Annotated in this window: 17 protein-coding genes and 1 pseudogene; 13 read left to right on the top strand and 5 right to left on the bottom strand. The window is 40.4% G+C overall.

Annotated features, from left to right (window positions below; genetic code table 11):
• Nucleotides 1-75 precede the first annotated feature (75 nt).
• The 7 genes from LV83_RS17440 (at nucleotide 76) to LV83_RS17410 (ending at nucleotide 11,863) form a co-directional block, all read left to right on the top strand.
• A complete protein-coding gene (locus tag LV83_RS17440) occupies nucleotides 76-570 on the top strand; it encodes a septal ring lytic transglycosylase RlpA family protein (RefSeq protein WP_111612937.1) in 495 nt (164 codons plus the stop codon).
• A gap of 82 nt (nucleotides 571-652) precedes the next feature.
• On the top strand, nucleotides 653-1,723 hold the full coding sequence (locus LV83_RS17435; RefSeq protein WP_111612848.1) for an efflux RND transporter periplasmic adaptor subunit: 1,071 nt from the start codon (nucleotides 653-655) through the stop codon (nucleotides 1,721-1,723).
• A 3-nt stretch (nucleotides 1,724-1,726) separates the two neighbouring features.
• Nucleotides 1,727-4,771 carry an efflux RND transporter permease subunit gene (locus tag LV83_RS17430; protein WP_111612847.1) on the top strand — a complete coding sequence of 1,015 codons (3,045 nt, stop codon included), beginning with the start codon at nucleotides 1,727-1,729 and terminating at the stop codon, nucleotides 4,769-4,771.
• A 1-nt stretch (nucleotide 4,772) separates the two neighbouring features.
• Nucleotides 4,773-7,964 (top strand): efflux RND transporter permease subunit, encoded by a 3,192-nt coding sequence (locus LV83_RS17425; protein ID WP_111612846.1) that lies wholly within the window; start codon nucleotides 4,773-4,775, stop codon nucleotides 7,962-7,964.
• 234 nt (nucleotides 7,965-8,198) lie between these two features.
• Nucleotides 8,199-9,383 (top strand): hypothetical protein, encoded by a 1,185-nt coding sequence (locus tag LV83_RS17420; RefSeq protein WP_111612845.1) that lies wholly within the window; start codon nucleotides 8,199-8,201, stop codon nucleotides 9,381-9,383.
• Nucleotides 9,384-9,575: 192 nt separating this feature from the next.
• On the top strand, nucleotides 9,576-10,730 hold the full coding sequence (locus LV83_RS17415; protein WP_111612844.1) for a hypothetical protein: 1,155 nt from the start codon (nucleotides 9,576-9,578) through the stop codon (nucleotides 10,728-10,730).
• Nucleotides 10,730-11,863 (top strand): carboxypeptidase-like regulatory domain-containing protein, encoded by a 1,134-nt coding sequence (locus LV83_RS17410; RefSeq protein ID WP_111612843.1) that lies wholly within the window; start codon nucleotides 10,730-10,732, stop codon nucleotides 11,861-11,863. Before LV83_RS17415 ends, LV83_RS17410 begins: the two co-directional genes overlap by 1 nt.
• A gap of 4 nt (nucleotides 11,864-11,867) precedes the next feature.
• Here the strand turns inward: LV83_RS17410 and LV83_RS17405 are convergent, their stop codons facing one another.
• On the bottom strand, nucleotides 11,868-12,563 hold the full coding sequence (locus LV83_RS17405; RefSeq protein ID WP_111612842.1) for a hypothetical protein: 696 nt from the start codon (nucleotides 12,561-12,563) through the stop codon (nucleotides 11,868-11,870).
• A 147-nt stretch (nucleotides 12,564-12,710) separates the two neighbouring features.
• Between LV83_RS17405 and LV83_RS17400 the strand changes: the two genes are divergently transcribed.
• Nucleotides 12,711-13,871, top strand: coding sequence for a glycoside hydrolase family 5 protein (locus LV83_RS17400; protein WP_111612841.1), 1,161 nt, complete (start codon nucleotides 12,711-12,713; stop codon nucleotides 13,869-13,871).
• Between the two features lie 180 nt (nucleotides 13,872-14,051).
• Here LV83_RS17400 and LV83_RS17395 read toward each other — a convergent pair whose 3' ends face one another.
• Both LV83_RS17395 and LV83_RS17390 read right to left on the bottom strand, forming a co-directional pair.
• Nucleotides 14,052-15,380 carry a DUF5723 family protein gene (locus tag LV83_RS17395; protein WP_111612840.1) on the bottom strand — a complete coding sequence of 443 codons (1,329 nt, stop codon included), beginning with the start codon at nucleotides 15,378-15,380 and terminating at the stop codon, nucleotides 14,052-14,054.
• Between the two features lie 220 nt (nucleotides 15,381-15,600).
• Nucleotides 15,601-17,610 carry an alpha-ketoacid dehydrogenase subunit alpha/beta gene (locus tag LV83_RS17390; RefSeq protein ID WP_111612839.1) on the bottom strand — a complete coding sequence of 670 codons (2,010 nt, stop codon included), beginning with the start codon at nucleotides 17,608-17,610 and terminating at the stop codon, nucleotides 15,601-15,603.
• A 322-nt stretch (nucleotides 17,611-17,932) separates the two neighbouring features.
• Here LV83_RS17390 and LV83_RS17385 point away from each other — a divergent pair, with 322 nt between their 5' ends.
• From LV83_RS17385 to LV83_RS17370, 4 genes are all read left to right on the top strand, one after another.
• Nucleotides 17,933-19,027 carry a hypothetical protein gene (locus tag LV83_RS17385; protein WP_211320499.1) on the top strand — a complete coding sequence of 365 codons (1,095 nt, stop codon included), beginning with the start codon at nucleotides 17,933-17,935 and terminating at the stop codon, nucleotides 19,025-19,027.
• 354 nt (nucleotides 19,028-19,381) lie between these two features.
• Complete coding sequence (rimO, locus tag LV83_RS17380; RefSeq protein WP_111612935.1) at nucleotides 19,382-20,695, top strand: 30S ribosomal protein S12 methylthiotransferase RimO; 1,314 nt, start codon at nucleotides 19,382-19,384, stop codon at nucleotides 20,693-20,695.
• Nucleotides 20,696-20,814: 119 nt separating this feature from the next.
• Nucleotides 20,815-21,024 (top strand): hypothetical protein, encoded by a 210-nt coding sequence (locus LV83_RS17375; protein ID WP_111612838.1) that lies wholly within the window; start codon nucleotides 20,815-20,817, stop codon nucleotides 21,022-21,024.
• Entirely contained in the window at nucleotides 21,024-21,278 is a 255-nt protein-coding gene (locus LV83_RS17370; RefSeq protein ID WP_211320498.1) for a type II toxin-antitoxin system RelE family toxin, read from the top strand. The genes LV83_RS17375 and LV83_RS17370 overlap by 1 nt, the downstream gene beginning before the upstream one ends.
• A 549-nt stretch (nucleotides 21,279-21,827) precedes the next feature.
• Here the strand turns inward: LV83_RS17370 and LV83_RS17355 are convergent.
• Together LV83_RS17355 and LV83_RS17350 are read right to left on the bottom strand one after the other, a co-directional pair.
• On the bottom strand, nucleotides 21,828-22,874 hold the full coding sequence (locus LV83_RS17355) for a hypothetical protein (protein WP_111612834.1): 1,047 nt from the start codon (nucleotides 22,872-22,874) through the stop codon (nucleotides 21,828-21,830).
• Complete coding sequence (locus LV83_RS17350; protein WP_111612833.1) at nucleotides 22,871-23,350, bottom strand: hypothetical protein; 480 nt, start codon at nucleotides 23,348-23,350, stop codon at nucleotides 22,871-22,873. The genes LV83_RS17355 and LV83_RS17350 overlap by 4 nt, the downstream gene beginning before the upstream one ends.
• A gap of 346 nt (nucleotides 23,351-23,696) precedes the next feature.
• Here LV83_RS17350 and LV83_RS17345 point away from each other — a divergent pair.
• Nucleotides 23,697-23,903 (top strand): annotated as a pseudogene (locus LV83_RS17345) (IS1595 family transposase); the annotation flags it as partial.

The following is a 23,903-nucleotide window of genomic DNA, read 5'->3' as shown; positions in this document are numbered from 1 at the left end:
CTACTGCAAGCCATTTGATACAAATGACGTAAATTGGCATCTTTATTGGAAATGCTGGCGAAATTCAGATTACGTATGTGGAATTGGCTTCTTATTTTGGTGGCTTCACTTATTTCCGAGGCAAATCAACCGCAACTACCACCTGATGCTTTAGTGATACAAGAGGGTGTTGCCAGTTTCTATGGTCGCAGATTTCACTTAAGAAAAACGTCCAATGGTGAGATTTTTCATATGGATAGCCTCACAGCAGCTCATAAAACCTTGCCTTTTAACACCTTGGTAAAAGTAACTCGAGAAGATACAGGTGATTTTGTTTGGGTCCGGATCAATGATAGGCTTCCGAAAACTTCCAGGCGAATCATTGATCTGTCCCGAGCTGCAGGTACCCAATTAGGCATGCTTGATGATGGAATTACTCGCGTGCGAATAGAAGTAGCTACTATAGAGGAGATCGATAGACTTATAGAATACTTTGGAGACGACCCACCTGCTGCTATGCGCTTGAGACCTGTGAATCTTGCTATTAGTCCACCGTCCAAAGAAATTGATACTTCCTTGCCGGATTTTTAGAATCATTAACATCCTTTCTGCAATAAAAATTTTGACATTGAAGAATTAGTTAGTTTCTTATTCATCGAAACTACTTATTTCAATGAAAAACTCTACTCTACTACTTTTCGGTTTTTTAATTGTCCTGTTTTCTGCTTGCAAAGAAGATAAGGAAAAGGTCGAAGAAGCTCCCACAGAATCCTTTCGAAACGAAGTTGCCGCCACCGAGGTTAATGTTGCTATGGCTGAGCGAAAAAGCTTCGATTATCTAATCAATGCTACCGGAAAACTTGAAGCTGGAGCTGAAGTTCTGGCCGTGATAGAGCAAGCAGGTTACCTACTTGAAGTGAATGTCCGCGAAGGGCAGTACGTCAAGAAAGGTGATGTTATCGCTACACTTGATCCCACAGAAGCTGAGTTTAGGCTGGAGAAGGCAAAGATTTCTTTGCGCAATGCTAATGCAGAATATGAATCCCAGAAGATGGGGTTTGAGACCTTATTTGCCTCAGATAATACCGAGCAAAAAGCAATAGTCGATGAGCAGCTTAGGGCTAAATCTGGTGTTTTCCTGAGCGAGGTAGAACTCAAAGAAGCTCAGTTGGCATTTGATAGAAGTGTGGTGAAAGCCCCTATTTCCGGTCAGGTGGCGGATCTCAAATACAAAGCAGGAAGTTTGGTGGGAGCCAATACAGAGCTTTGCCAGATTTTAGGAACCAATGAATTCATTCTGAAAGTCAAAGTGCTGGAATCGGAGATTAGCTTAATTTCCATCAACCAAAAAGCAGAAGTCTATCCGATCTCTGACATTCAAACTGCCCTTAGTGGCCGTGTGACAGGAATTAATCCTAAAGTAGATGAAAGTGGATTAGTGCAGGTTTCCATTACTTTGGCAGCAAATAAAAATCTTCTGCCAGGGATGAATGCCCGGGCAATTATCCGTGCTCCGCAAAGCAACTCTTTGGTAGTTCCTAAAGATGCGCTGGTTTACAGATCAGGAAGAGCAGTAGTCTTTACTATTGAAAATAAAGAGTCCAAATGGAACTATGTGGAAGTGGGCAAAGACAATGGAGAGGAAGTGGAAATTCTCGAAGGTGTCGAAGAAAACAGCACCGTAATCACTTCCAACAACCTTCAACTTGCGCATCAAGCTCCGGTTCAAATCGTAAAAGAATAAGCCATGGTTAGATTTTTACTGGCCCGGCCTATTGCAGTTTTTATGACTTTTATGGCGCTGATGGTATTTGCCTTCATCGTCCTACGCACACTGCCAATTTCGCTTTTGCCACCGATCGATGTGCCACAAATAGTGGTGAAGGTCAGTTATCCCAATGCTTCTCCTGAAGCTATCGAGCAAAATGTCCTCAGTCCAATCCGGGAAGGATTGATCACGCTGAACGGCCTCGAGGAAATGGATTCCAAAGCCGGTTCTGAAGTTGGAACGATACGATTGACCTTCGACTACAGCACGCAAATGGAGTTGGCTTACATCGATGTCAATGAGAAAATAGACCGATTGACAAATGGGCTTCCCCAAGACCTTGGACGTCCTGAAGTCATCCGAATCAATACTTCAGATATTCCCGTGGCCCGTGTGCAGGTGGTGCCAAAAGAAGGAGCGGATGAAGTAGAAGTGAGTTTGCTGGCTGAAAATGTCCTCAAGAAAAGGATTGAGCAGCTTCCCGGAGTTTCTCTGGTGGATATCAATGGTAAAAAGGACCGAATCATCACAGTAAAGCCAAATGAAGAGGCTTTGTCCGCACTCGGAATGACGCAGCAAAATGTGATTTCCGCCATTCAATCCGGTAATTCTGAACTTCCAGGTATCTCCGTAAAAGACGGGCAGTTCCGCTACTACCTTCGTCTGGCTACCCGTGTTGACACACCAAAAGACATAGAAAGCTTACCGGTAGCAGCATCTTCAGGCGTGATCATTCCTTTGGGAAAACTTGCCGAAGTAAGTTATGAGACGCAGGAAACGCTGGGATATCACCTTTTTGGAACACAGGAAAGTCTGGTAATTACCGTTCACAAGCAGGCTTCAGCCAAAATGAATGAACTGATCCCTGCACTTAAAGAAGCGATAGAATTGTTCAAGGAGGATTATCCACAGGTGGATTTTGAGATCACTCAAGATCAGTCAAATCTCCTTAATGCTGCGATTTCCAACTTGGAAACGTCTTTACTTTTTGGTGGGGTTTTCGCTTTTGCAGTGCTATTTCTCTTTATGAAAGATTACAGATTGCCGCTGATTATTGGCGTGAGTTTGCCGTCTTCCTTGCTGATTTCTTTTCTTATTTTCTACTTTTTCGATCTTTCGATCAATATCATTTCCCTCTCAGGTTTGGCACTTGGGATCGGGATGCTGATTGACAATGCCATCATTGTTTTGGATAATATTACCCGGAAGCGGGAAAGTGGTTTGTCTATTTTCGAAGCTTGTGTGGAAGGTGTGGATGAGGTGATGGGAGCGCTGATTAGTTCTGTTTTGACTACGTTGGCCGTATTTGTTCCGCTGGTGTTTTTGAGCGGGATCTCTGGTGCTTTGTTTTTTGATCAGGCAGTGGCGGTGACGGCGATTCTCTCGGTTTCGTTGGCAGTAGCTTTTATCCTGCTACCAATGCTTTATTTTCTCTTTTTCTCCAAAAGCAAAAAAGCATACGATGATGGAGAGGGAGCGTTTTTCACCAAAGTTCTTGGATTGTATGAGTTTGGCTATCGCAAAATTACTGGCAATAGAAAGATCGCGATGTTCATCTTTATGTTACTGATTCCACTTGGTTTGGGAGTTAGCCTGCTGTTAAAAACGACAGGTTTACCCGAAATAGAAAAGCTGGATGCGACGCTTGATGTGGATTGGTCTGAACCGATTTCGGCTTCTGAAAATAGAGACCGTGTACTCACGCTTTTGAAAACCATGGAAGGCAAATACGACCAGGCAGAGGCGGATGTGGGAGTGAAGCAGTTTTTGCTATTCGATGGGGAAAACTCTATTCAGCAGTCCTTACTCTATTTTCTTTTCCCATCTGTAGAAGAAAAGGAAGAAGCGATCAAGGAACTCGAAGCGAATCTGAAAAAGAATTATCCGGAAGCATCCTTTACACTGGGCGATGCGCCAAATGCATTTGATCAGTTGTTCAGTTCTGACATGCCATTTTACGAGGTGAGATGGAAAGATCTGGCATCCAAGGAGCCAGTTCCCGAGGATAAAATGGATCCTTGGCTTAGTCAATTCCCCACACAAGAGTGGGAGCGGGGACCTGGTTTGATGAAAGAAGCCTCAGTGATTTTCACACTTCGGGCTGATAAAATGGCTACTTATCAAATCCCTGTGGATGCTATCCAAACTCAGATTTCCAGGTTATTTGGAAGTTATACGATTACCGATATACGGCGTTTTGGAGAGATCACGCCGATCCGATTGAAGGAGCCAAATGCGCGATTTGAAGATATTCTTCGGAATACCAGAGTCGTGGCTTCGGATACAACTTCCTACATTCTTGGGGAATTTATAGAATATGGATACGAGGATCATTACAAATATGTCACTGCGGACAAGGGCGGGATTTATCAATCGCTGAATGTGACCGCTGAGAATCCTGATGAGAATGTGAGTGCTTACAATCGCTGGGGACAGGATAAAAACCTAGGAGTAACTGTGGTAGGACAGTATTTCAAAGACAAAGAAAATATCCGACAGTTGATTGGTATCCTCTTGATTTCGGTCTTGCTACTTTACTTTATTTTGGCAGCGCAATTTGAAAGTTTTATCCAGCCATTGATAGTGGTATTTACCCTTCCGCTGGGAATCGGTGGAGCATTTTTGATCTTATGGGTTTTCGGAGCTTCGCTGAATGTGATGTCTGCCATTGGCTTGGTAGTGATGCTAGGAATCATGGTAAATGATGCGATTTTGAAGATCGATACCATCAACCGACTTCGGTCAACTTATGTGGAGTCGGATGATATTTCAGCTGCACAAGCCCTGGAAATGGCACTTCATAAAGCTGGTCAGATTCGTCTAAAGCCGATTTTGATGACTTCCATTACGACTATTTTGGCACTGATCCCAATCGTATTTAGCAGCGGTTTGGGCGCTGATTTGCAGCGACCTTTGGTCTTTGCTGTGATAGGAGGTTTGACTATCGGTACACTTACCGCATTGTATTTTGTGCCTTTGGCTTACTGGTTTACAGTTTCTAAGAAATCACTGAAAACGGCATAATATGACTCCATTCAGAATACTGATAGTCTTCGTAGTCGTTTCCATCCTTGGGTTTGCAGTGATTCCTATGCTTTCGGTAGATCTCAATCCCAGAGCCAGATCACCAATATTGTCGGTGAGATATAGCATACCAAATGCTTCACCGGAAATCGTGGAGAAACTGGCGACTTCTCCCTTAGAAGGTGCTTTCTCCAGATTAACTGAGCTGAAGGAAATCAATTCTAGTTCCAATTATAATAGTGGTTCCATCACGCTGACTTTTGACAAGAAGGCTGATATGGAAATGAAGAAGTTTGAGATCTCCGCCATGATTCGGCAGATTTATCCACAGATGGATCAGCGGGTAGGGTATCCCTCGGTTTCGCAATCTTCCCAGACTAGTTCGCAGGAGAAATCCCCGATTTTGACCTACAGCGTAAATGGGCCATTTGCATCTTTTGAAATCAAGAAAATAGCGGAGGATATCCTTAAGCCAGCCCTGACGCGCTACGAAGAAGTAGAACTAGTGGAAGTGCTGGGCGCAAATAATTTGCAGCTTTATGTCACTTACGATATTCAAAAGATGCAGTCTTTTGGTGTCACTAGAAATCAGCTGGCCAATAGCATTCAGAGCGCATTTGGGCTGACATTCCCCGGGGCGGTGATGAACAATGAAGGGCAGACACTCTTCGTACAGGTGGACCGCTCACTTCAGGACAAGGATCAGCTGGAAAACTTGGTCATTAGCGAAATTGGCGGAAAAGAAGTTCGACTTCGTGATGTAGCAAGCATGACCTTAGAAGAAGCTGAGGCGACCAGATACTACAGGATTAATGGGAATAATTCGGTAACGCTTACCGTGTACAACCGCGATGGAGTCAATAAAGTCCTGCTGGCGCAACAACTGAAATTGGCAATTGAGGACGCTGGGAAATCACTTCCAGCTGGGTTTGAGGTGCGTTTGGAAAACGACGACACGGAATACTTAGAGAAGGAACTGAATAAAATCTATAAAAGGTCGGGACTTTCTATCCTGATTTTAGTGGTTTTCATTTTTCTCATCAATAGAAATATCAAGTACCTGAGTATCCTGTTTTTAGGGATTTTGGCAAATCTGAGCCTTTGTGCCATTGTGCTTTATTTCCTCAAAGTAGATATCCACATGTATTCGTTGGCAGGATTGACGATTAGTTTTGGGTTGATCGTGGATAATGCGATAATCATGATTGATCATTTGCATAAACATAAAAATAGGAGAGTATTTCTGGCACTTTTGGCAGCTTCTCTGACTACTATTGCGGCATTGATGATTGTCTTTTTCCTGCCAGAGGAAGACCGCAAAAACCTTACGGAATTTTCCATTGTGGTTTCGGTAATGTTGGGTATTTCGCTTTTGATTGCCTTGGTATTTACTCCTGCATTTTATCAGGTGATGTTCAAAGAATCGGTGAAGCAAGGCAGAAAATTGACTCTTCCTAAGTTGCGGAAGCGCGTCAAGTATTTGAGAAACTATGAAAGAAGTATAGCCTGGACGGCCAAATACAGAAAGACATTTATCACCTTCCTTATTTTGCTTTTTGGGACTCCTATATTTTTTCTCCCTGCCAAATGGGATGAGCATGAGTGGTATAACAAAACTGTGGGAAATACTTTCTATCAGGAGGAAATCAGACCCTATGTAGATAAAGCTCTCGGAGGTTCCATGCGGATGTTTGTGCGTGGAGTGTATGAAAAAAGTGGCTATCGTGAGGCAGCCAAGACGAAACTTTATGTGTATTGTCGACTGCCATTTGGAAATACCTTGGAACAGATGGATTTTATCATGCGGGAGTTTGAATCCTATTTGGATGATGTGCAGGGCATAGATCAGTTTGTGACTTCAGTGTATAGTGGACAGCAGGGAAGTATAGAAATTACCTTTGATGAAGCCTATGAAAATGGAGCTTTACCCTATCAGCTGAAAGGGAAACTCTCTGTAAAATCAACCGATTGGTCTGGCGCTCAGTGGAATATTTACGGCGTGGGACAAGGGTTTTATACAGGAGGTTCCAGCGATCAGATTCCTAGCTATAGAGTGAAAATGAAAGGCTACAATTTTGATGAATTGGAGCGGCAAGCCAATGTTTTGGCAGAAAAGCTTTTGCTTCACAAGAGAATTCAGGAAGTAAAAACAAACGAACGGGCTGGCTACGGAGAGCAAAAAACTGAGGAATATGTACTTCGCTTAGATCAGAATAGAATGGCGCTGGGGCAGACGAATCAGTACGAGGTTTTGACCGCTTTGCAGGATATGTCCAAACCACAGAGAGCATCGACAATTCTGACGTTGGAAGAGAAAAACTACGGTTTGATGATTAGAGAACGTAAGGCTGCTGACTTCAGTAAATTTGATATGGAGCAGAAAGGACTGATCGGAGGAGAAAATAAAATCTACAAAGTCTCTGATTATGGTACACTGACCAAGGAAACGACTACAAATTCACTTCACAAGGAAAATAGACAATACATCCGGATAGTAGCTTTTGAATACATGGGTTCGAGAAAGTTTGGTGATGAATATCTGGATGAGGTTCTTGAAGAAATGAAAGTGTCCATGCCGATAGGCTATGAGGCAAAAAAGGATTCGTATAGCTGGAATTATGATCAGCAAAAGCGTCAGTATGGCTTATTGGGCTTGCTGATCATTGGGATATTTATGATTTGCTCGGTATTGTTTGAGAACCTCAAGCAGCCGGTTTATATCATTGCGATCATCCCGATCAGTTTCATTGGGCTATTTCTGATCTTCTCACTATTCGATTTTTACTTTGATCAGGGCGGTTATGCAGCCTTTGTGATGCTGGGAGGTTTGGCTGTGAATGCCGGGATCTTTATCGTCAATGATCTGAACAATAGAAGTCAAGGGCTTTATAATCGAAATGTCCTCAAATCTGTAGCTGGCAAAGCTATTCCAATTTTGCTCACGATTTTGTCCACTTGTTTCGGATTGATTCCTTTTATCATAGAAGGTCAAAATGAGATTTTCTGGTTCTCTCTGGCTATTGGCACGATTGGAGGATTGATTTTCAGTATGATTGGGGTGTTTTGGGTGTTGCCGGTGCTGTTGTGGAAAAAACCCATCTTAGAAAAGATAGCTCCCGCCAAGGCGCAAGGGCGCAAGTGGTTTTTCAGAGTTTTCTCGCGGCGGCGAGGTGGCGCAGCGGATAATTGTTGAGGTGTCATTCTGACGACGAGGGAGGAGGAATCTCCTCGAAGATTCTGCAGGTAAAGTCTCTATCCACCGCATTAAAGGTTTTGGATCTTAATTGTACTATGATTTAAAACTAAAACCTTACCCCCGTGATTTTAAGATAAATTTTTAAAATCACGGGGATGATTGTTTTTTATGCAAGTCATTGTCCTATAATCCCCACCTTTCTCGACTAACTTAAAACCTTAAATCATAACCATGACTAAATCTCCTTTTTTGATCCTTACCACACTTTTTGCAAGCCTATTTTTATCTTGCTCCGAAAAAGAAACCACTTCAACTCCAGCTAACCCAACTCAAGAACTTCAGTTTGAGGTTGTGGATTCTATTATGGTTGATGCGCTGGAAATGTTAGCGGTCCTAGACTATTTACCATCTAAGGACTTATATCTGATGAAGGAACTTAGAAAGGGAAACATTTTCTTAGTGAATGGGGAAGGGGAGATTATTGACAATCGTGATATAGCCGGTGAAGGCCCTGACCAGATTCAAATGGTGGCTGAGGGCCGATTTTATGGTGAGGAGGGCTATATTTTTAAGGAGTTTTCTGGCACGATGGATTTTAGTTTATATAATTTGGATTTCAAAAAGATCAAGAAATTTGATGGTACCCTTGTTGAATTGAATTCCCTCTCCATATATAATTACAAGCAGTCATTTTCTGTTTTTGAAGAAGAGGGAAAATCATTTATAGTAGGTGAGGAGCCTAATTCCTTTTCCAAAGCAGCTATTGATCATGAGAAGATTGGAGCGGATTTTTATAACCAAGCGAATACTGGATTTATTTATGATCTGGATCAGGATTCAATAACTTATGTAAATACTTATCCGGAGGATTGGGAGCCCAAGAAAATCCAAAAATGGGTTGGTGAGAGTTATCCATTCTTGAGCTTCAATCCCAAAACAAGAAAAGTAGCTTCTTTGCCAGTAAAAGGAAATCAAATGGGCTTGTACAGGTTGGATGGTTACGAACTAATATATGAAACAGGAGTAGAATTAAGTCATCCAGATAGAGAAGGGCATGAGGCAGATTCAGAAAAAGAAGGGATGATTTATCCTGGTTTCGCTGATATCAAAGCGTTTGGTGAATACCAATTAGTGCAGTTCTATACAGCTATGCCTGAGGATGTGTATAATGGCTTTAGAGCCAAAGGCGAGAATTTCCAATCAGATCCAGAATATAGAGATGCCATGATTAAGTATAGAAAACTGCGGAATATTGTCGTGAAAGGAGATCGTCAAATCGGAATTCTGAATGAGTTCCCGGTGGCAGGATCGGTAAATCTTGGTTTGCCAGATGGTACGCTAATCATCAAAGCAGCCGACGGAGAAGTAGAGCGGGATTATAATCTGTTTTATAAGATTAGGTTAGTGGAGGAGTAAATTGTAATACTGAGTGTAAATAAGTAATTAGATTTTTTAACTTATGAACTCAAACTTTTCCATGAAGATTAACTTTTTTTGATTTGCTTTCTTAGTTAAAAACTAATAGATTAAAAACAGTGGGGTTTACTTTCTTGTTTTGAATTTAATAGCTAAGGAAAAAAGTATCTAATTGACTATCCAATTTAGCATATGCGCTTAAATTATATTTTTATACTATTTATATTTTTTGGCTGTAGCCCGCAAAAGCCAGATGAACTTTCCTCAGCTACTAACCCCCAGCTGCTAAAAAATATTGTTATCACAAACTTAGAATTGGAGCAAGTCCAGTTTAACTATGAAGGTTTTGTTGGTAAAGGATCAGTAGAGCTTGAGGAGGATAAGCTACTTTTTTTGGATCGCCTCTCTATGCAGGTTATTGAATTCAATAAAGATGGTGAGTTTTTGCGAATCCCAATTTCTAATGGAGAAGGTCCATCAGAGATACCTGTTTTTCAGACCTATACTAGTTATAAAGGGAGGAAATATTTTATGAATGGATGGACTTTGTTTGAATTCAATGAATCAAACAGTCTTTTGAATAGAACACTATTGGACTTCAGTCATTCAAGTGATATAAAAGAAGTTGAATCAAATCCTAAAGTAGATGATATTGGAATATATGAGGTGAAATATTGGGGAAATCAACTGGAAGTCAGAGATGGATTTCTATATACAAAAATTGAATCCTCAAACCCAGGGTTCAATTTTGTAATGCACAAGGAGTATTATGAGAAAGCTCCGCTTTATGGCAAGGTAGATCTAAATACAGGCAAGGTGGTAGAGTTGTTGGGTAAAAGGCCTGCGATTTATCAGAACTACAGTTATTTACCCCATTTCGATTATTACTTCCATGATTTTTTGGCAGAGGAAATTTATATCAGCTTCGAGCCAGATTCGCTTATCTATATTCTGAATGAGGATTTTGAAGTTCAGGAGGCCTTTGGAAACAAAGGAGTCGGTATGGATCAAAGCTACCGGGAAGTTAGTACGGTAGAAGATTGGGAGGATTACTGGCGGATTAATCAAACTCAAAAGGGATTTTACAAATACATTAAAGTAATCCCTGAAGATGAATTGGTTTTCAGAACTTACACTGCTGGTAACCCTGATCCCAATTCCTTCGAGCTGGGAACTAACCCACAACGCATGCAGGTTTATCACCAAAAGCGTCTTGTAGGAGACGTTGAAGTTCCTAACTTCTTTAGCGTAATCGGTAAAATTGGGGACTATTACTATGCGGATGGCTCTTTGGACAATCCTGATAATGAGGAAATAGTGGTGTATAAGTTTAAACTGAATTATTAATGCGTGAGATTTTTGTGTGGATACTACTGATTTGTCTTTTTGTAAGTCCAGAGATTTTTGGCCAATCGTATTCATTTTCTATACGTTCTTACGACACAAATAATCCTATCGCCTATGCTCATGTGCAGGTAGAGGGAACGCTGAATGGAGCAGTTTCAGGTGTAGATGGTCGCTGTGAAATCCGGATCCAACCAGAGAATTCAGGTGGTCGATTGATTATTTCCTTTATAGGATTTCAGGCAGCAATTATCCCAATATCTGAGCTTAATTCTAGTCAGACTAATCAAATTCTTCTCAAAGAGTCGGAAATACAGTTGGATGAGTTTAATGTGATTGATATCGGTATATCTCCACAAGAGTTTTTGCGGAATACGATCGACCTTGCCGATATAACTTTCTATACCAAAGATTACATAGGGCTTGCTACTTACGAGGAAGAAGTTATTGAGGATGAAGAAACTACTTTTGCGTATGCGATGGATATTTTGATGGAGGCACAGGGTTTTCGAAGTGCCAAGGGAAAAAATAAGCACATAAGGAATGATAAAGCTTATTTGATCAAAGTAAATGAGCTGAAAGGAAACCAAAAATATTCACTTATCACCGTAGCTGAAATGGTGCACTTTACTTTTCCATTTGGCAAGCCTGAAGGTGATGATACTTACTTTATACAATTTCTTACATTAAAAAACACCTTAGAGAAAGCATTGTTTATCGATTCCAAGATGGTTTTTACTGGCGAATGGTTCTTTGAGGATTTATATGCTATCGGTGAAGAAACTTTTGTAAAGGTTACCAAAGAGTCCGATGGCTATAAGGTGTCTTTCGATATAGATCGAAATACCAATCACATCAGAAGTATAGAAGTGGTTTCTCCCTATAAGGAAGAGGGGAATTTAATGCAATCTTACACAAGAGGTAATGTGAGTTTCCGAGTAGATTATTTTAAAATTGAAGGAAGATCCTACCTTAAATCAGTAGAAATAATCAAGCAAAGCAGCATAAAAAGTGACTCAGTAAATCTTACCAAGCAAAACAGGGGGAAGTTGGTTTTTCATCGTTTAGTAGACGAGAAGCCAGATAAAAAGATGGAAATCGATGAGCAGTTTATACGAGAGAGGATATATAAGTGATTTTTCACCTAAACGCATCATAAACTACAATCCCCACTGAAGCGTTAATAAGCTGCAGCGGACTATTCCGAGGTTTATATTCAAATTCACCATCACCTTTATTAGGCAAATAATTGGTATCGCCTCTGGTTAGAAATCGCATAGTTCCTCCGTCTTGGTAAGTGACTCTCAGCTCCAGTTTTCCCCCATCTATTCCCGGAAGTGGAAATTGAACTCCCCCGCCGATTTTATAGGCAAAAGCCCAATCTTGCATGTCTTTTCCTGCTTCAAATACTTCTTCAAAAATAGATGCCCGAATTTTAAATCTTGAATAGAGATAGTTAGCACCTGCTTGAATCTCTATGAAGGGAGTAACTTTGCTCGTGAGGGAAGGCAAGTATCTAAAAACCGCCATTCCTGAGGTGTAATTGTTGTTTCTTCTCAGGCGAAATTCATCTGTATACCCTGGATACAGGTCGTTCCGCTTTTCTACTTTGGTTCCGTAAATGCCATACGCAACTTCCAATCCCAGTTGTATTGGCTGATTATAGAGTTCATAGAGTAAGATCCCACTGAGAGTTGGGAAGAAAGTTTTGTCCACTTCTTTCTTCAGTTTCGAAACAGGCAAGCCTCCATTGAGATGTCCACCAGCTATAAAGAATTGAGCATGCAAGCTTGTTGTGCTGATCAGAAGTAAAAGAATGAATAGGTATTTTCGCATAAGTAGAGAGTTAGTTATGCATACGTGAAAAAGAGGTGGTTTTGTTTTCTGAATCCCTGTAAAATAAAGAAGAAACCATCTATGTATTGTCTTCTGTAGGATTGGTTGACTTTAGTATCTTAATGATGTCAAACCTATAACTAACCCATGAATACCTCAGATTCCCGCAGGGATTTTCTTAAGAAATCTGCTTTGCTAGGCGCAGGACTTAGCTTGGCAGGAAGTACTTCACTTCCTGCTTTAGCCGAAGTAGCCAAATCCAAAAACAAGCTACCTGCCTGGAAAGGCTTTAACCTACTCGATTTTTTCTCAGATCATCCAGATCGTGGTAGGCCCACCAAGCCAGAATATGTGAAATGGATAGCCGATTGGGGATTTGATTTTGCCCGAATTCCTATTTCTTATCCTAGCTATTTAGATATCGATCGCTCTCGTCCGATTCGGCCAGATGAGGTATTGAATTTTGATGAAAGTCGTTTGGAGAAAGTGGATGAACTCGTCGAGCGCTGTATTTCTCAGGGATTGCATGTGAGTTTGAATCTCCATCGAGCCCCGGGATTTTGCATCAATGCGGGTTTCGTAGAACCCTATAATCTTTGGAAAGATCAGGAAGCTCAGGATGCATTCTGTGCGCACTGGGAGATGTGGGCAAATCGCTACAAAGGAATCTCCAAGAAGAACTTAAGCTTTGATCTGGTCAATGAACCCTATCAGCGTGAAGATCCCAATGATCAGCACAGTCCGGGTGGACCAGTAGAAATAGCCGATTATCACAGAGTGGCTGAAGCGGCGTTAGATACGATCAGATCTGTGAAAAAGTCCAGATTGGTGATCGCTGATGGGAATGGGGGCGGAGGTACGGCCATGCCTGAGTTGGCGGATTTGGAGCTGGCGCAAAGTTGCCGTGGGTATCATCCATTCCCGATATCACATTACAAAGCGGGTTGGGTTTACAAGGATCCGTCAACAGTACCACCAGTTGATTGGCCATTGAAGCAAGGCGAAAGAACGTTTGACATAGAAGAAATCCGAAGGTATTATGCTCCTTGGAAAGAGTTGGTCGATCAGGGAATAGGGGTGCACTGTGGTGAATGTGGCTGCTATAATGAAACTCCGCACGACGTATTCCTAAGCTGGTTCGGTGAGGTGTTGAAAGTTTTGAAGGAGAATGGAATTGGCTTTGGCATATGGGAATTCTCAGGAGCTTTTGGGGTGATGAACTCTGGCCGAAAAGATGTGGACTACGAAGACTGGTATGGGGAGAAGCTGGATCGGAAGTTTTTGGATTTGCTGAGGGCGCAGATTTAAAAAAGTCAAAGAATCAGAAAAATAAAAAGGTCTGGGACTTGCGCCTCGGTGCGTGTCTCACGCACCGAAACTACAAGGTTACTATATTTTTTTTCAGTTAGTGAGACACTAATTGCGGCGGAAAAGTCATAGAGCAAGTAAAAAAGGTCTGGGATTTCGAAATCCCAGACCTTTTTTACTTTAGAGAGCAGATACTTTGTAAAGCGGTATTTTTAACCCTACATACACATCTGCACTTTTGGAGGAACTAGAAATCAGATTTGTTAGAATAGATCCGGAACCTATGGTTACTGGACCAGCCCGGAAACCAAATCCCCAAGCAACGCTGGAATCGTATTGTCTTAAACTGATCGGGCTATAGACGCTGATCCATTTCATTTCAAATCGAGGAGTAACTGAGAAAGTATTGATAATATTGCTTACAGGAATATCAGAAATTTTTTTGACCGAAATAGCTCCCTGAGCACTCACGAAAAAGCGTTTGGTAATACTGTAATCTGCAAAAACCTGAATCGCGGTTGGAAGTCCAAACTTAGTTTTTTCAATCGTTTCTGAACCTTGATAATTGTCCGCAAGAACTTCCTCTAAGTCTTTTTCTTCAAATTCATTTGCATTGATGGTTGCATTCATATCGTAGCGAAAGTTACTCGTGCCACTGTAGTTGATCGCTCCAATGTCAGTCACAGAAAGTCCCACTCTGAGTTTGTAAGGATTTTCATCCCAATCGTCCGAAGCTCTGAATTCGTACACCACTCCTAAGTCAGCCCCAAAACCTCCAGTGACATCGGAAAAGTTGATTTCTTCTGAATCAAATCCAGAGGTATAGCCATAGTTAAGATTTCCTCCCGTAGTGAGTGCGTCGCTGGTTGAATTGTAGTTAGCCGATAAGTTTGGGCTAAATCCAAATACTCCACCTGCCCCAGCTAGGTATTTAAGCGTAGCTCCTGCTTTTAAGAAATGCTTATCCTGCTCCCAAATTACCCTGCCGTAGGTTAATCCAAATTCTGCCCAAGCATGAACAACACCAGACAAGTTATTCATTGATAGATTGAAATTATCTACATCAACACCACTATTTGCTACTTCGTAAAGTTCTCCACCAATATTATGAAGATTGAAAAATCCCCGAGCCCTCGTGGTCAGTGCGATGCTGCTTTTTTCATTGAGATTGAAAAGGGCAGAAGGACCGAGGATGTCCACGTTTCCAAAAAAATTGTTGTTGTCCATTGGATTCTTTTCCGCATCAGTATCAAAGTCGAAACCATCAGTAAAGTTTTTAAGATTACTTAAATCCACACTGATGAAATCGTTTCCCACAAAAGCACTGGCAGAAAATAGGTTGATGTCGAGCTTCATTCTAGAGTCCGCGGAATTGGCAGGATTGATTAGCACGGATTGAATTCCCGCATAATTATCAACTGTACTTCCAACAAAAGATTGTGCTTTGGAGGTTGATATAGAAAAGATGAACAGTGCGGGAAGTAGAACTATAAAGTAGTTTTTTCTCATAGGAAATGGTGGTTAAAAAGGATTATTGAAATGAAAAGGATTAGAGAAAGTTGTAATCTGAAAAACAGGATAAACCTGTGGTTTATGTAATTCAGTGAAAATTACAAGTAATCTGCTTTATGCCAAAGGCATAGGTAGATTTTGGTGTATTTGGATTAGAAAATGGTGTTTAGTTTATACCTCTTGTGAGTCAACTAAAAACTCTAATCCTAGAGTTAGCTTAAAACTCAATTAATCGATTGAGTTTTTCTTTAAATCGCTCCACCGGCAGAAACTGCTTTTCCAAACTTGGCGCAAAAGGAACCGGCGTATCCAGACTTCCTTCACGCATTACAGGAGCGTCCAGATATTCAAAACAATGCTCAGAAATCCATGCACAAATCTCTGCGCCGATTCCTCCGGTCAAGCAATCCTCCTGAAGGAAAATCACTTTGCCCGTCTTCTTCACCGTGGCTTTTACAGCTTCTTTGTCCCAAGGTAGCAATGTGCGCAAGTCTAAAATATCAGCTGATAAATTCAGTTCTTCACTAGCTTTCATTGCCCAGTGAACGCCCATGCCATAGGTGATGATCGATACATTTCTCCCTTCTTTTGCCAAAGAAGCCTTGCCTATTTCTACCGTGAAATAGTCATCAGGAATCTCTTCGCTGATGGATCGGTACATTCCCTTATGCTCAAAATAGAGGTAGGGATTTGGATCTTCCAAAGCTGCATTGAGCAAGCCTTTGGCATCGTAAGGATTTGAAGGGTAGACAATTTTCACCCCTGGCGTATGAAAAAACCAAGCTTCATTGGACTGGGAGTGAAAAGGTCCGGCGGCCATTCCAGCACCGGTTGGCATGCGGATCACGACATCGGCGTGCTGTCCCCAGCGGTAATGTATCTTGGCTAAGTTGTTTACAATCTGGTTGAAACCTACTGAGACAAAGTCGGCGAATTGCATTTCCACCATGGCTTTGTAGCCTTTGATGGAAAGTCCCAATCCTGCTCCGATAATGGCGCTTTCGCAAAGAGGCGTATTGCGAACTCGGTCGGCACCGAATTGGGTTTTGAATCCGTCCGTGATTTTGAAAACTCCTCCGTATTCGCCGATATCCTGACCCATTAGAATGAGGTTTGGATATTTTTCCATGGATTGACGGAGTCCATCAGAGATCGCATCTACCAGCCGTTTTTCGGATTTTGGAGAGTTTGGAGCAGGAGAGATTAGTTCCTGCGAAAATGGTGCGTAGACGTCACTAAGTTCTGTTTCTAAGTTTGCTGAAATACTTTCTTCGGCAAAGGCAATTTCCAATGCCTCATTGATCGATTTTTTGATTCGCTTGTTGACTTTCTCCTTGGTCTTTTCATCCAAAACTCCTATCTCTTCTAGATAACTCTCGTAGTTTTCTACCGGATCTAGTTTCGCCCAATCTTCCATCAATTGCTTTGGAACGTACTTGGTGCCAGAAGCTTCCTCGTGTCCTCTCATCCGAAAAGTGATTGCTTCTACGAGAATTGGGCGAGGGTTTTGGCGCACATCTTCAGCCAGTGTTTTGATCTGATCATATACTTCGAGCACATTGTTTCCCTGAATGCGAATGGCTTCCATTCCATAGCCTGGGCCTTTTTCAGTGAAATAATTGAATGCAAATTGCTCTTCGCTAGGCGTGGAAAGCCCATAGCCATTATGCTCTACCACAAAAATCACCGGTAATTTCCAGACAGAAGCCACATTTAATCCCTCATGAAAATCCCCTTCCGAACTAGCCCCATCCCCTGAAAAAACAACTGTTACTTTCTTTTCCTTCGAAAGTTTATCTGCCAACCCAATACCATCTGCAATAGCCAACTGAGGACCGAGATGAGAGATCATCCCTACGATATGATGCTCGATGGACCCAAAGTGAAAGGAGCGATCCCGACCTTTGGTAAAGCCGGAAAGTTTACCCTGAAACTGCGCGAAAAGTCGCTCCAATGGCATATTTCTCCCCGTGAAAATCCCTAGATTTCTATGCATGGGAAGTATGAATTCATCTGCTTGAAGTGCGTTTACCACGCCTATGGAAATTGCTTCCTGTCCCCAGCCACTAAACCATTTGGAAATTTTGCCTTGGCGTAAAAGAATCAGCATTTTCTCTTCAATTCGTCTGGGCATAAGTAAAGACTCATATAGCTCCAGCAAAATTTCGTCGCTGTAGTTTTTTCGATTAAAAGTCATTTTTTGGGAAGTCAGATCAGTTGTTTCCATGGAATTGGGATTTCCTTCCTAAGGTACAGCATGGAAGTAAATTGCCAAAAAAATAAAACTTGGCGCCTCGCAAAGGGCCCCGACATAAATCGGGGCGAAAAATAAATGCAAGGAGTTAAAAAGTTTGCTGTACATCTCAAAAGTAGAAAAAAGCATTTGCTCCAACTCATGAAGATGATTAAGCTTAGTTTAACATTATGTTGTGGGAAGTGATCTTTAGATAATATTGGCGTAAGCAGGTGAAAAAATCATCTTCTAATAGACTGATGTCCAAAAGAAAATGGAAATTGTGGACTTAACGTTGATCCAAAATTTATCACTTATGAAACTCAAGTCACTTGGCTTTTTAAGCTGTATTTATCTTTTTTCAGCAATTATTGCTTTTACCCAAACAGCACCTAAGACGGTTGTTAGCATCTCTTCTGATAAATTTCTCATCAATGAGGAGTTGACTTATACAGGAAGAAGTTGGAATGGATATCAGATAGAAGGTTTGCTGATGAATTCCAGAATGGTTCAAGGGGTATTTGATGATCTGAATGAGGAAACGGTAAAAAATTGGGCTTATCCAGATGCCAAGACCTGGGATGCAGACCGGAACACGGATGAGTTCGTAGCAAATATGCCGATTTGGAAATCTTATGGGTTGTTGTCTTTTACTCTAAATCTCCAAGGTGGAAGTCCGTATGGTTATTCCCAAAGTCAGCCTTGGATCAATTCCGCTTATACAGAAAGCGGTGAGCTGATGCCTGAGTATTTTGCTCGGCTAGAGAGAATATTGGATAAAGCAGATGAATTAGGAATGGCACCAATACTTGGGTTGTTTTACTTTGGGCAGGATGAAAATCTAGCAGACGAGGCTGCCGTCATAAATGCAGTGAGCAATGTGATCGACTGGCTTCATAGCAAAGATTACCAACATGTGCTGATTGAGGTGAATAACGAATTTAATATTCGCTACGATCATGACATACTCCAGCCTGAGCGGGTTCATGAGTTGATAGAGTTGGTGAAAAGTAAGGATAAAAATGGGTTTAGATTTCTGGTGAGTACGAGTTATGGTGGAGGTGCAGTTCCAAAGGAAAATGTGGTGAAAGCTTCCGATTTTATTCTGCTACATGGGAATGGTGTAAAGGATCCAAACAAGATTATTGAGCAAGTAGAAGCGACTAGAAAAGTGAGTGGATACAGGAACCAACCCATCGTTTACAACGAAGATGATCACTTCAACTTCGATCAGGAACTGAATAATTTCACAGCAGCTGTCTCAGCGTATGCTTCCTGGGGATATTTTGATTATCGTATGAAGGATGAGGGATTTGAGGAAGGTTACCAGAGCGTTCCTGTGGACTGGGGGATCAATTCAGAGCGGAAGAAGGGTTTTTTCGAGTTGCTGAAAGAGATAACGGGGTATTAGAGAATTTAAAATTTGGGAATTTAGAATTCTGAAATTTCTTTCACCGTCATTCATGAATTTTGATTTGTTCTCGCGACGGCGCACCGGCACAGCCAATTTCTTTTAACCTTTGAGGCTTCCAAAACCTCGAAGGTTTAGTTAAGAATTATTCCCCAATCCTTAGAGTTTTTACGTGCAAGAATGGAAAGAGCTGCCTTTTAATCAAAGCAGTCTGAAGACTGCAATGTGGTAAGCACAAGTCATGAGACTTGCGCTAGGTGGTTATTTTAAATTTCAAATCCTCAAATTTTAAATTCAAAAAAGGGCGAAGCTACTTTTTTGTCTACCTTTGCAGCCTCAAAAAGTAGGAAAACTGTGAAAGCGAGAACGTTAAAAAAAGACAAAGTCAATATTGTAACCATGGGTTGCTCCAAGAATCTAGTCGATTCAGAGGTGCTACTCACCCAGCTTCGAGGTAACGGAATCAACGCTAGCCATGAGTCGGGGACGGATGACAATAACATCATCATTATCAATACTTGCGGTTTTATCGACAATGCAAAGCAGGAGTCAATCGACACTATTTTGCAGTATGTGGATGCCAAAGACCAAGGTTTGGTGGACAAAGTCTATGTGACAGGTTGTCTATCGCAGCGCTACAAAGATGATCTGGAAAAGGAAATTCCGCAGGTTGATGCATTTTTTGGTACTAGGGATTTGCCAGCGATTTTGAAGAAATTCAAAGCAGACTACAAGCATGAATTGGTGGGCGAGCGCTTATTGACGCACTCTTCGCACTACGCTTATATGAAGATTTCTGAAGGTTGTGATAGACCTTGCTCTTTTTGTGCGATACCTATTATGCGCGGAGGACACATTTCCCGTCCGATTGAGGAATTAGTAAAAGAAGCGGAGCATAAAGCTGCCGGAGGCACGAAGGAGTTGCTGCTGATCGCTCAGGATTCTACCTATTACGGATTGGATATCTATAAGAAGCGTAACCTTGCTGAATTGATGCGCAGGCTATCTGATGTAAATGGAATCGACTGGATTCGTCTTCATTATGCCTATCCTACGGGTTTTCCTATGGATGTGATCGAGGTGATGAAGGAGAGTGAGAATATCTGTAATTACCTGGATATTCCTTTGCAACATGGTTCTACAGATGTGCTGAAAGCGATGCGTCGAGGTACAACCCGTGAAAAGCAAGAGAACTTAATCCATAGCATCCGTGATATTTTGCCGGATATCGCTATCCGAACTACGCTGATCGCTGGTCATCCGGGCGAAGGCGAGAAGGAATACCAAGAAATGGTTGACTTCGTGGAGCGGATGAAATTCGAACGTCTGGGTGTATTCACTTATTCACATGAGGAAAATACGCATGCCTTTTCTATGGAAGACAACATTCCGCAGGAAGTGAAGCAGGAGCGAGCAAATAATCTGATGGAGATTCAGGAGCAGATTTCTTACGATCTGAATCAGGAGAAAATCGGAAAATCCTTCAAAGTATTAATCGATAAAAAAGAAGGAGGTCACTTCGTAGGTCGTACAGAATACGATTCAGTGGAAGTGGATAACGAGGTATTGATAGATGCTTCCAAATACTATTGCCGAGTTGGAGACTTTGTAAATGTAAAAGTGACTGATGCAACAGAGTTTGATCTGTATGCTGAGGTGGAGGAGTAGGGATTAGATTTGCTGATTAGCTAGCAGAGTTAAAAATTGAAAACTATTTTCAGGCATTTGATCGTTAAAAAAATAGTACTGATTAGATATTTGCTATTTCAAAATGTTAACTTCCTGCTATGCTTACTATTGATCCTAAATACATCACCGACCGAACTGGTAAAAAAATATCAGTTGTCCTTCCAATTAAGGATTTTGAGGCGATGATGGAGCAACTCGATGATATTGAGGATGTACGTTTATATGACGAGGCTAAAAAATCCAAAGATCCTTCCGTTCCGATAGAAGATGCATTTGAAATGATAGAGGCTATTAGAAAAGAGAAATAGTGACGTATCAGATCGCCATTAAGAAATCAGCGATAAAGTCTCTTGCCAAGATTCCTGAACCGTATTTTTCAACTTTAAAATCAGCAATTTTTGATTTGGTAGATGCGCCTCGACCAAATGGCTGTAAGAAACTGAAAGGTCGAGAAGCCTATCGGATTCGAGTCGCTGACTATAGAGTTATCTATGAAATCCAAGATAAAATCCTGTTGATTGAGGTAATTGCTATTGGGCACCGAAAGGATATTTATGAGTAACGACCGAAAATCTAATAATTTTAGCCAGAGTATATTAGATAAGCAATGTTGATTTTAGTTGGCTTAGCCATATTTGGATTGGGTGTTTATTTATACAGAAAGGTTATTCTTTCTGACAAAGTAGGCTTTCACAAGTTTAATTATTTAGACAAATTTCGAAGAAATGCTTTGATATACTTCCTTTTGATTGGAGGATGTATTTTGGTAGTGAGAGAATTGATCATTTGGATTTGGTTTTAGCTTAGTATTCGTAAGGTGATTCTTGACAATTCACTTTGCGCTTTCTTCGTGGTCTTTGCGGCTTTAATCCTTCCAAGCCAATCCTCCTTTTTTGCCCTTTCACCCGATCTGCCTAATTTAGCATTCTAAAATCACCCGAATGCAATTGATCGAAGTCACCAAGGCGGCCCATCAGAAGGAGTTTATTGAGATGGCAGTGAGGTTGTATAAAATGAGAGGTATAATTTTAAGGGAGGTTTATAAAGTCTATAAATGCCACCTTACTTTAAGGTGGAAAATTTTAAACGCACACTCATTTAACTATAAACTTTACTTTAATTCGAATGAAAATTCGGATAAATAAACAATTCCTTCCTTTTTATTTGTTAAATCTGAATTAATAAAATAATAATGCCCTTTGTTTTCTGCTACTGTTTTGTGAAATAAGGAGTCTGGAAGTGGGATTTTAAAATTGACACTCCGATTATCCCTGTTTAAGATATAATTTATGATAGGCTTATTTTTATCAAAATTAAACTTCTCATTCCTAAGCCTTATAAGAGTACTATTCTTTTTCAAAGAATAGTAATAAAATGATAAATCAAATAAATAAAATGGATCTGAGTTAAATTTATCCAAATCAAAATTTTCGCCAAAATATTTGTCTAGAATTTCAATTTTTTCATTTTGATTTTCATCTATATTTATTATCTCCCCTTTATCTAATGTCGGAAAATAAACTTCCAACAAATTATCTTGTAGAATAATAGAAGGAGTATAAAACATAATTGGGATTTTAGATAACAAAGGTTCATTAAACTCAAATAAGTTTTTTCGTTTTCCAGAATTTAGATCTATACTAACGATTTTTAAAAGTCTTTTTCCTCTTTCGTAATCAAGGGCAGGTAATACCAATTCCTTTTCTATCAGTTGCAAATCACTACCATTAGGAAACAAAAGCTGTTCAGAATGAGAAGAGAAATCAACCAATTTAATGTCTGAAAAACTTTGATCTCCCACAATCCCCTTATTTTCCATAGATGAATAAAGTAAAAAGTGGTCCTCACCATATTTGTAAATCTGGTTGAACCGTTCATTTAGGTCAACAAAATGATCTTTTATTTGCCAAATATTAACTAATCTAAAACTATCGTCATAAACTAAAATTTGCTGTCCTTTCGCGTCCAAGAAAAAAAATTGATTGTTAAAGACCAAAGAACTTGTTGGATAAAACGCAGTCGTTGGTAATGGAAATTCAAGCTCCTTTACCTGAAGATGATATTTCCCAAAGCTTTCATCTGAGGGGGATTTGCAGCAAAAGAATAAAAACACTGACACCATACTGATAGTCAGTGTTTTTAAGCAGTTTAAATTCATATTTTTAAAATCCCTTCAAAATTTTGCATGACAATTGAATTTAGTATAGGATTCTTCCTTCCTCCAATAACCGGAGGTTCAGGATCGGTAGTTACGGTGTGTTGGCATCTACCAAACTGACAACATTTACAACCAATTATTTTGGAACTATCATCCTCGTCATATTTAAAACTGCAACATGAGCAATACAACAAAACACTATCAGATTCACCATTACATGTATGCTGTTCTCCACTAGCCATCAATTCATCATATCTAAATAAATCATCTTCCCCAAAAAGTAGAGATGCTACTTTAACTGAGTTTATACCGTCAACATTTTTCTTAAAAAACTTAATCTCGGTTAATAAATACTTAAAACTCTCTGGTTTACCGATAACCTCTGCTGTGATAACCTTTCCTCTATTTCCTTGAAAAGTCACCTCAGAATCAATGAGTTTATCTTTATTGGGTATGACTATTTGACCGTTTGCCATATACCCTATTGGGATTTTATTAGAACTATAAATGTAATCCTTTTCTAAGTTGCTGTCATTAAAATTACAGGATGAGATACTAAGAATGAATAAACACAAGTTTAAATAGACAATTCTTCTCATTTTTATTTACAAATTAAGATAATAGGCAATTTTCAGCCTGACTTTTAGCTGCGAAAAAGAAAAATACCGGTAAAAGTCTTTAACTTTTTAAAACTATTTTTTTTTTTTATGTATATCCGCAATGACACCAGTGACCAAATAAGTTCTTATTGACAGTTGGTGACAATTACTTTAAAGAGCATTTAACTCATTATAAATTAGGTCAAAATAAACGGTTTTGACCATGACTATTATCAATTTCATTAATCGGTTTCCAGACGAGGCTTCCTGTATTGCATTCATCAAGGAACAAAGGATACAGGAGGGAATCTTCTGTAAGAAGTGTACTGGAAACAAGCATTATTGGCTTGAAAACAAGCTTTCCTTTCAGTGTGCTTCCTGTGGATTTAGAACCAGTATCAGGAGCGGTACAGTCATGCAGAGCTCAAAT

This window comes from Algoriphagus yeomjeoni (genome assembly GCF_003259505.1).
GTDB lineage: Bacteria > Bacteroidota > Bacteroidia > Cytophagales > Cyclobacteriaceae > Algoriphagus > Algoriphagus yeomjeoni.
Note: the sequence above shows the minus strand (reverse complement) of the source record. Positions and strands in the feature narration are given on the sequence as shown.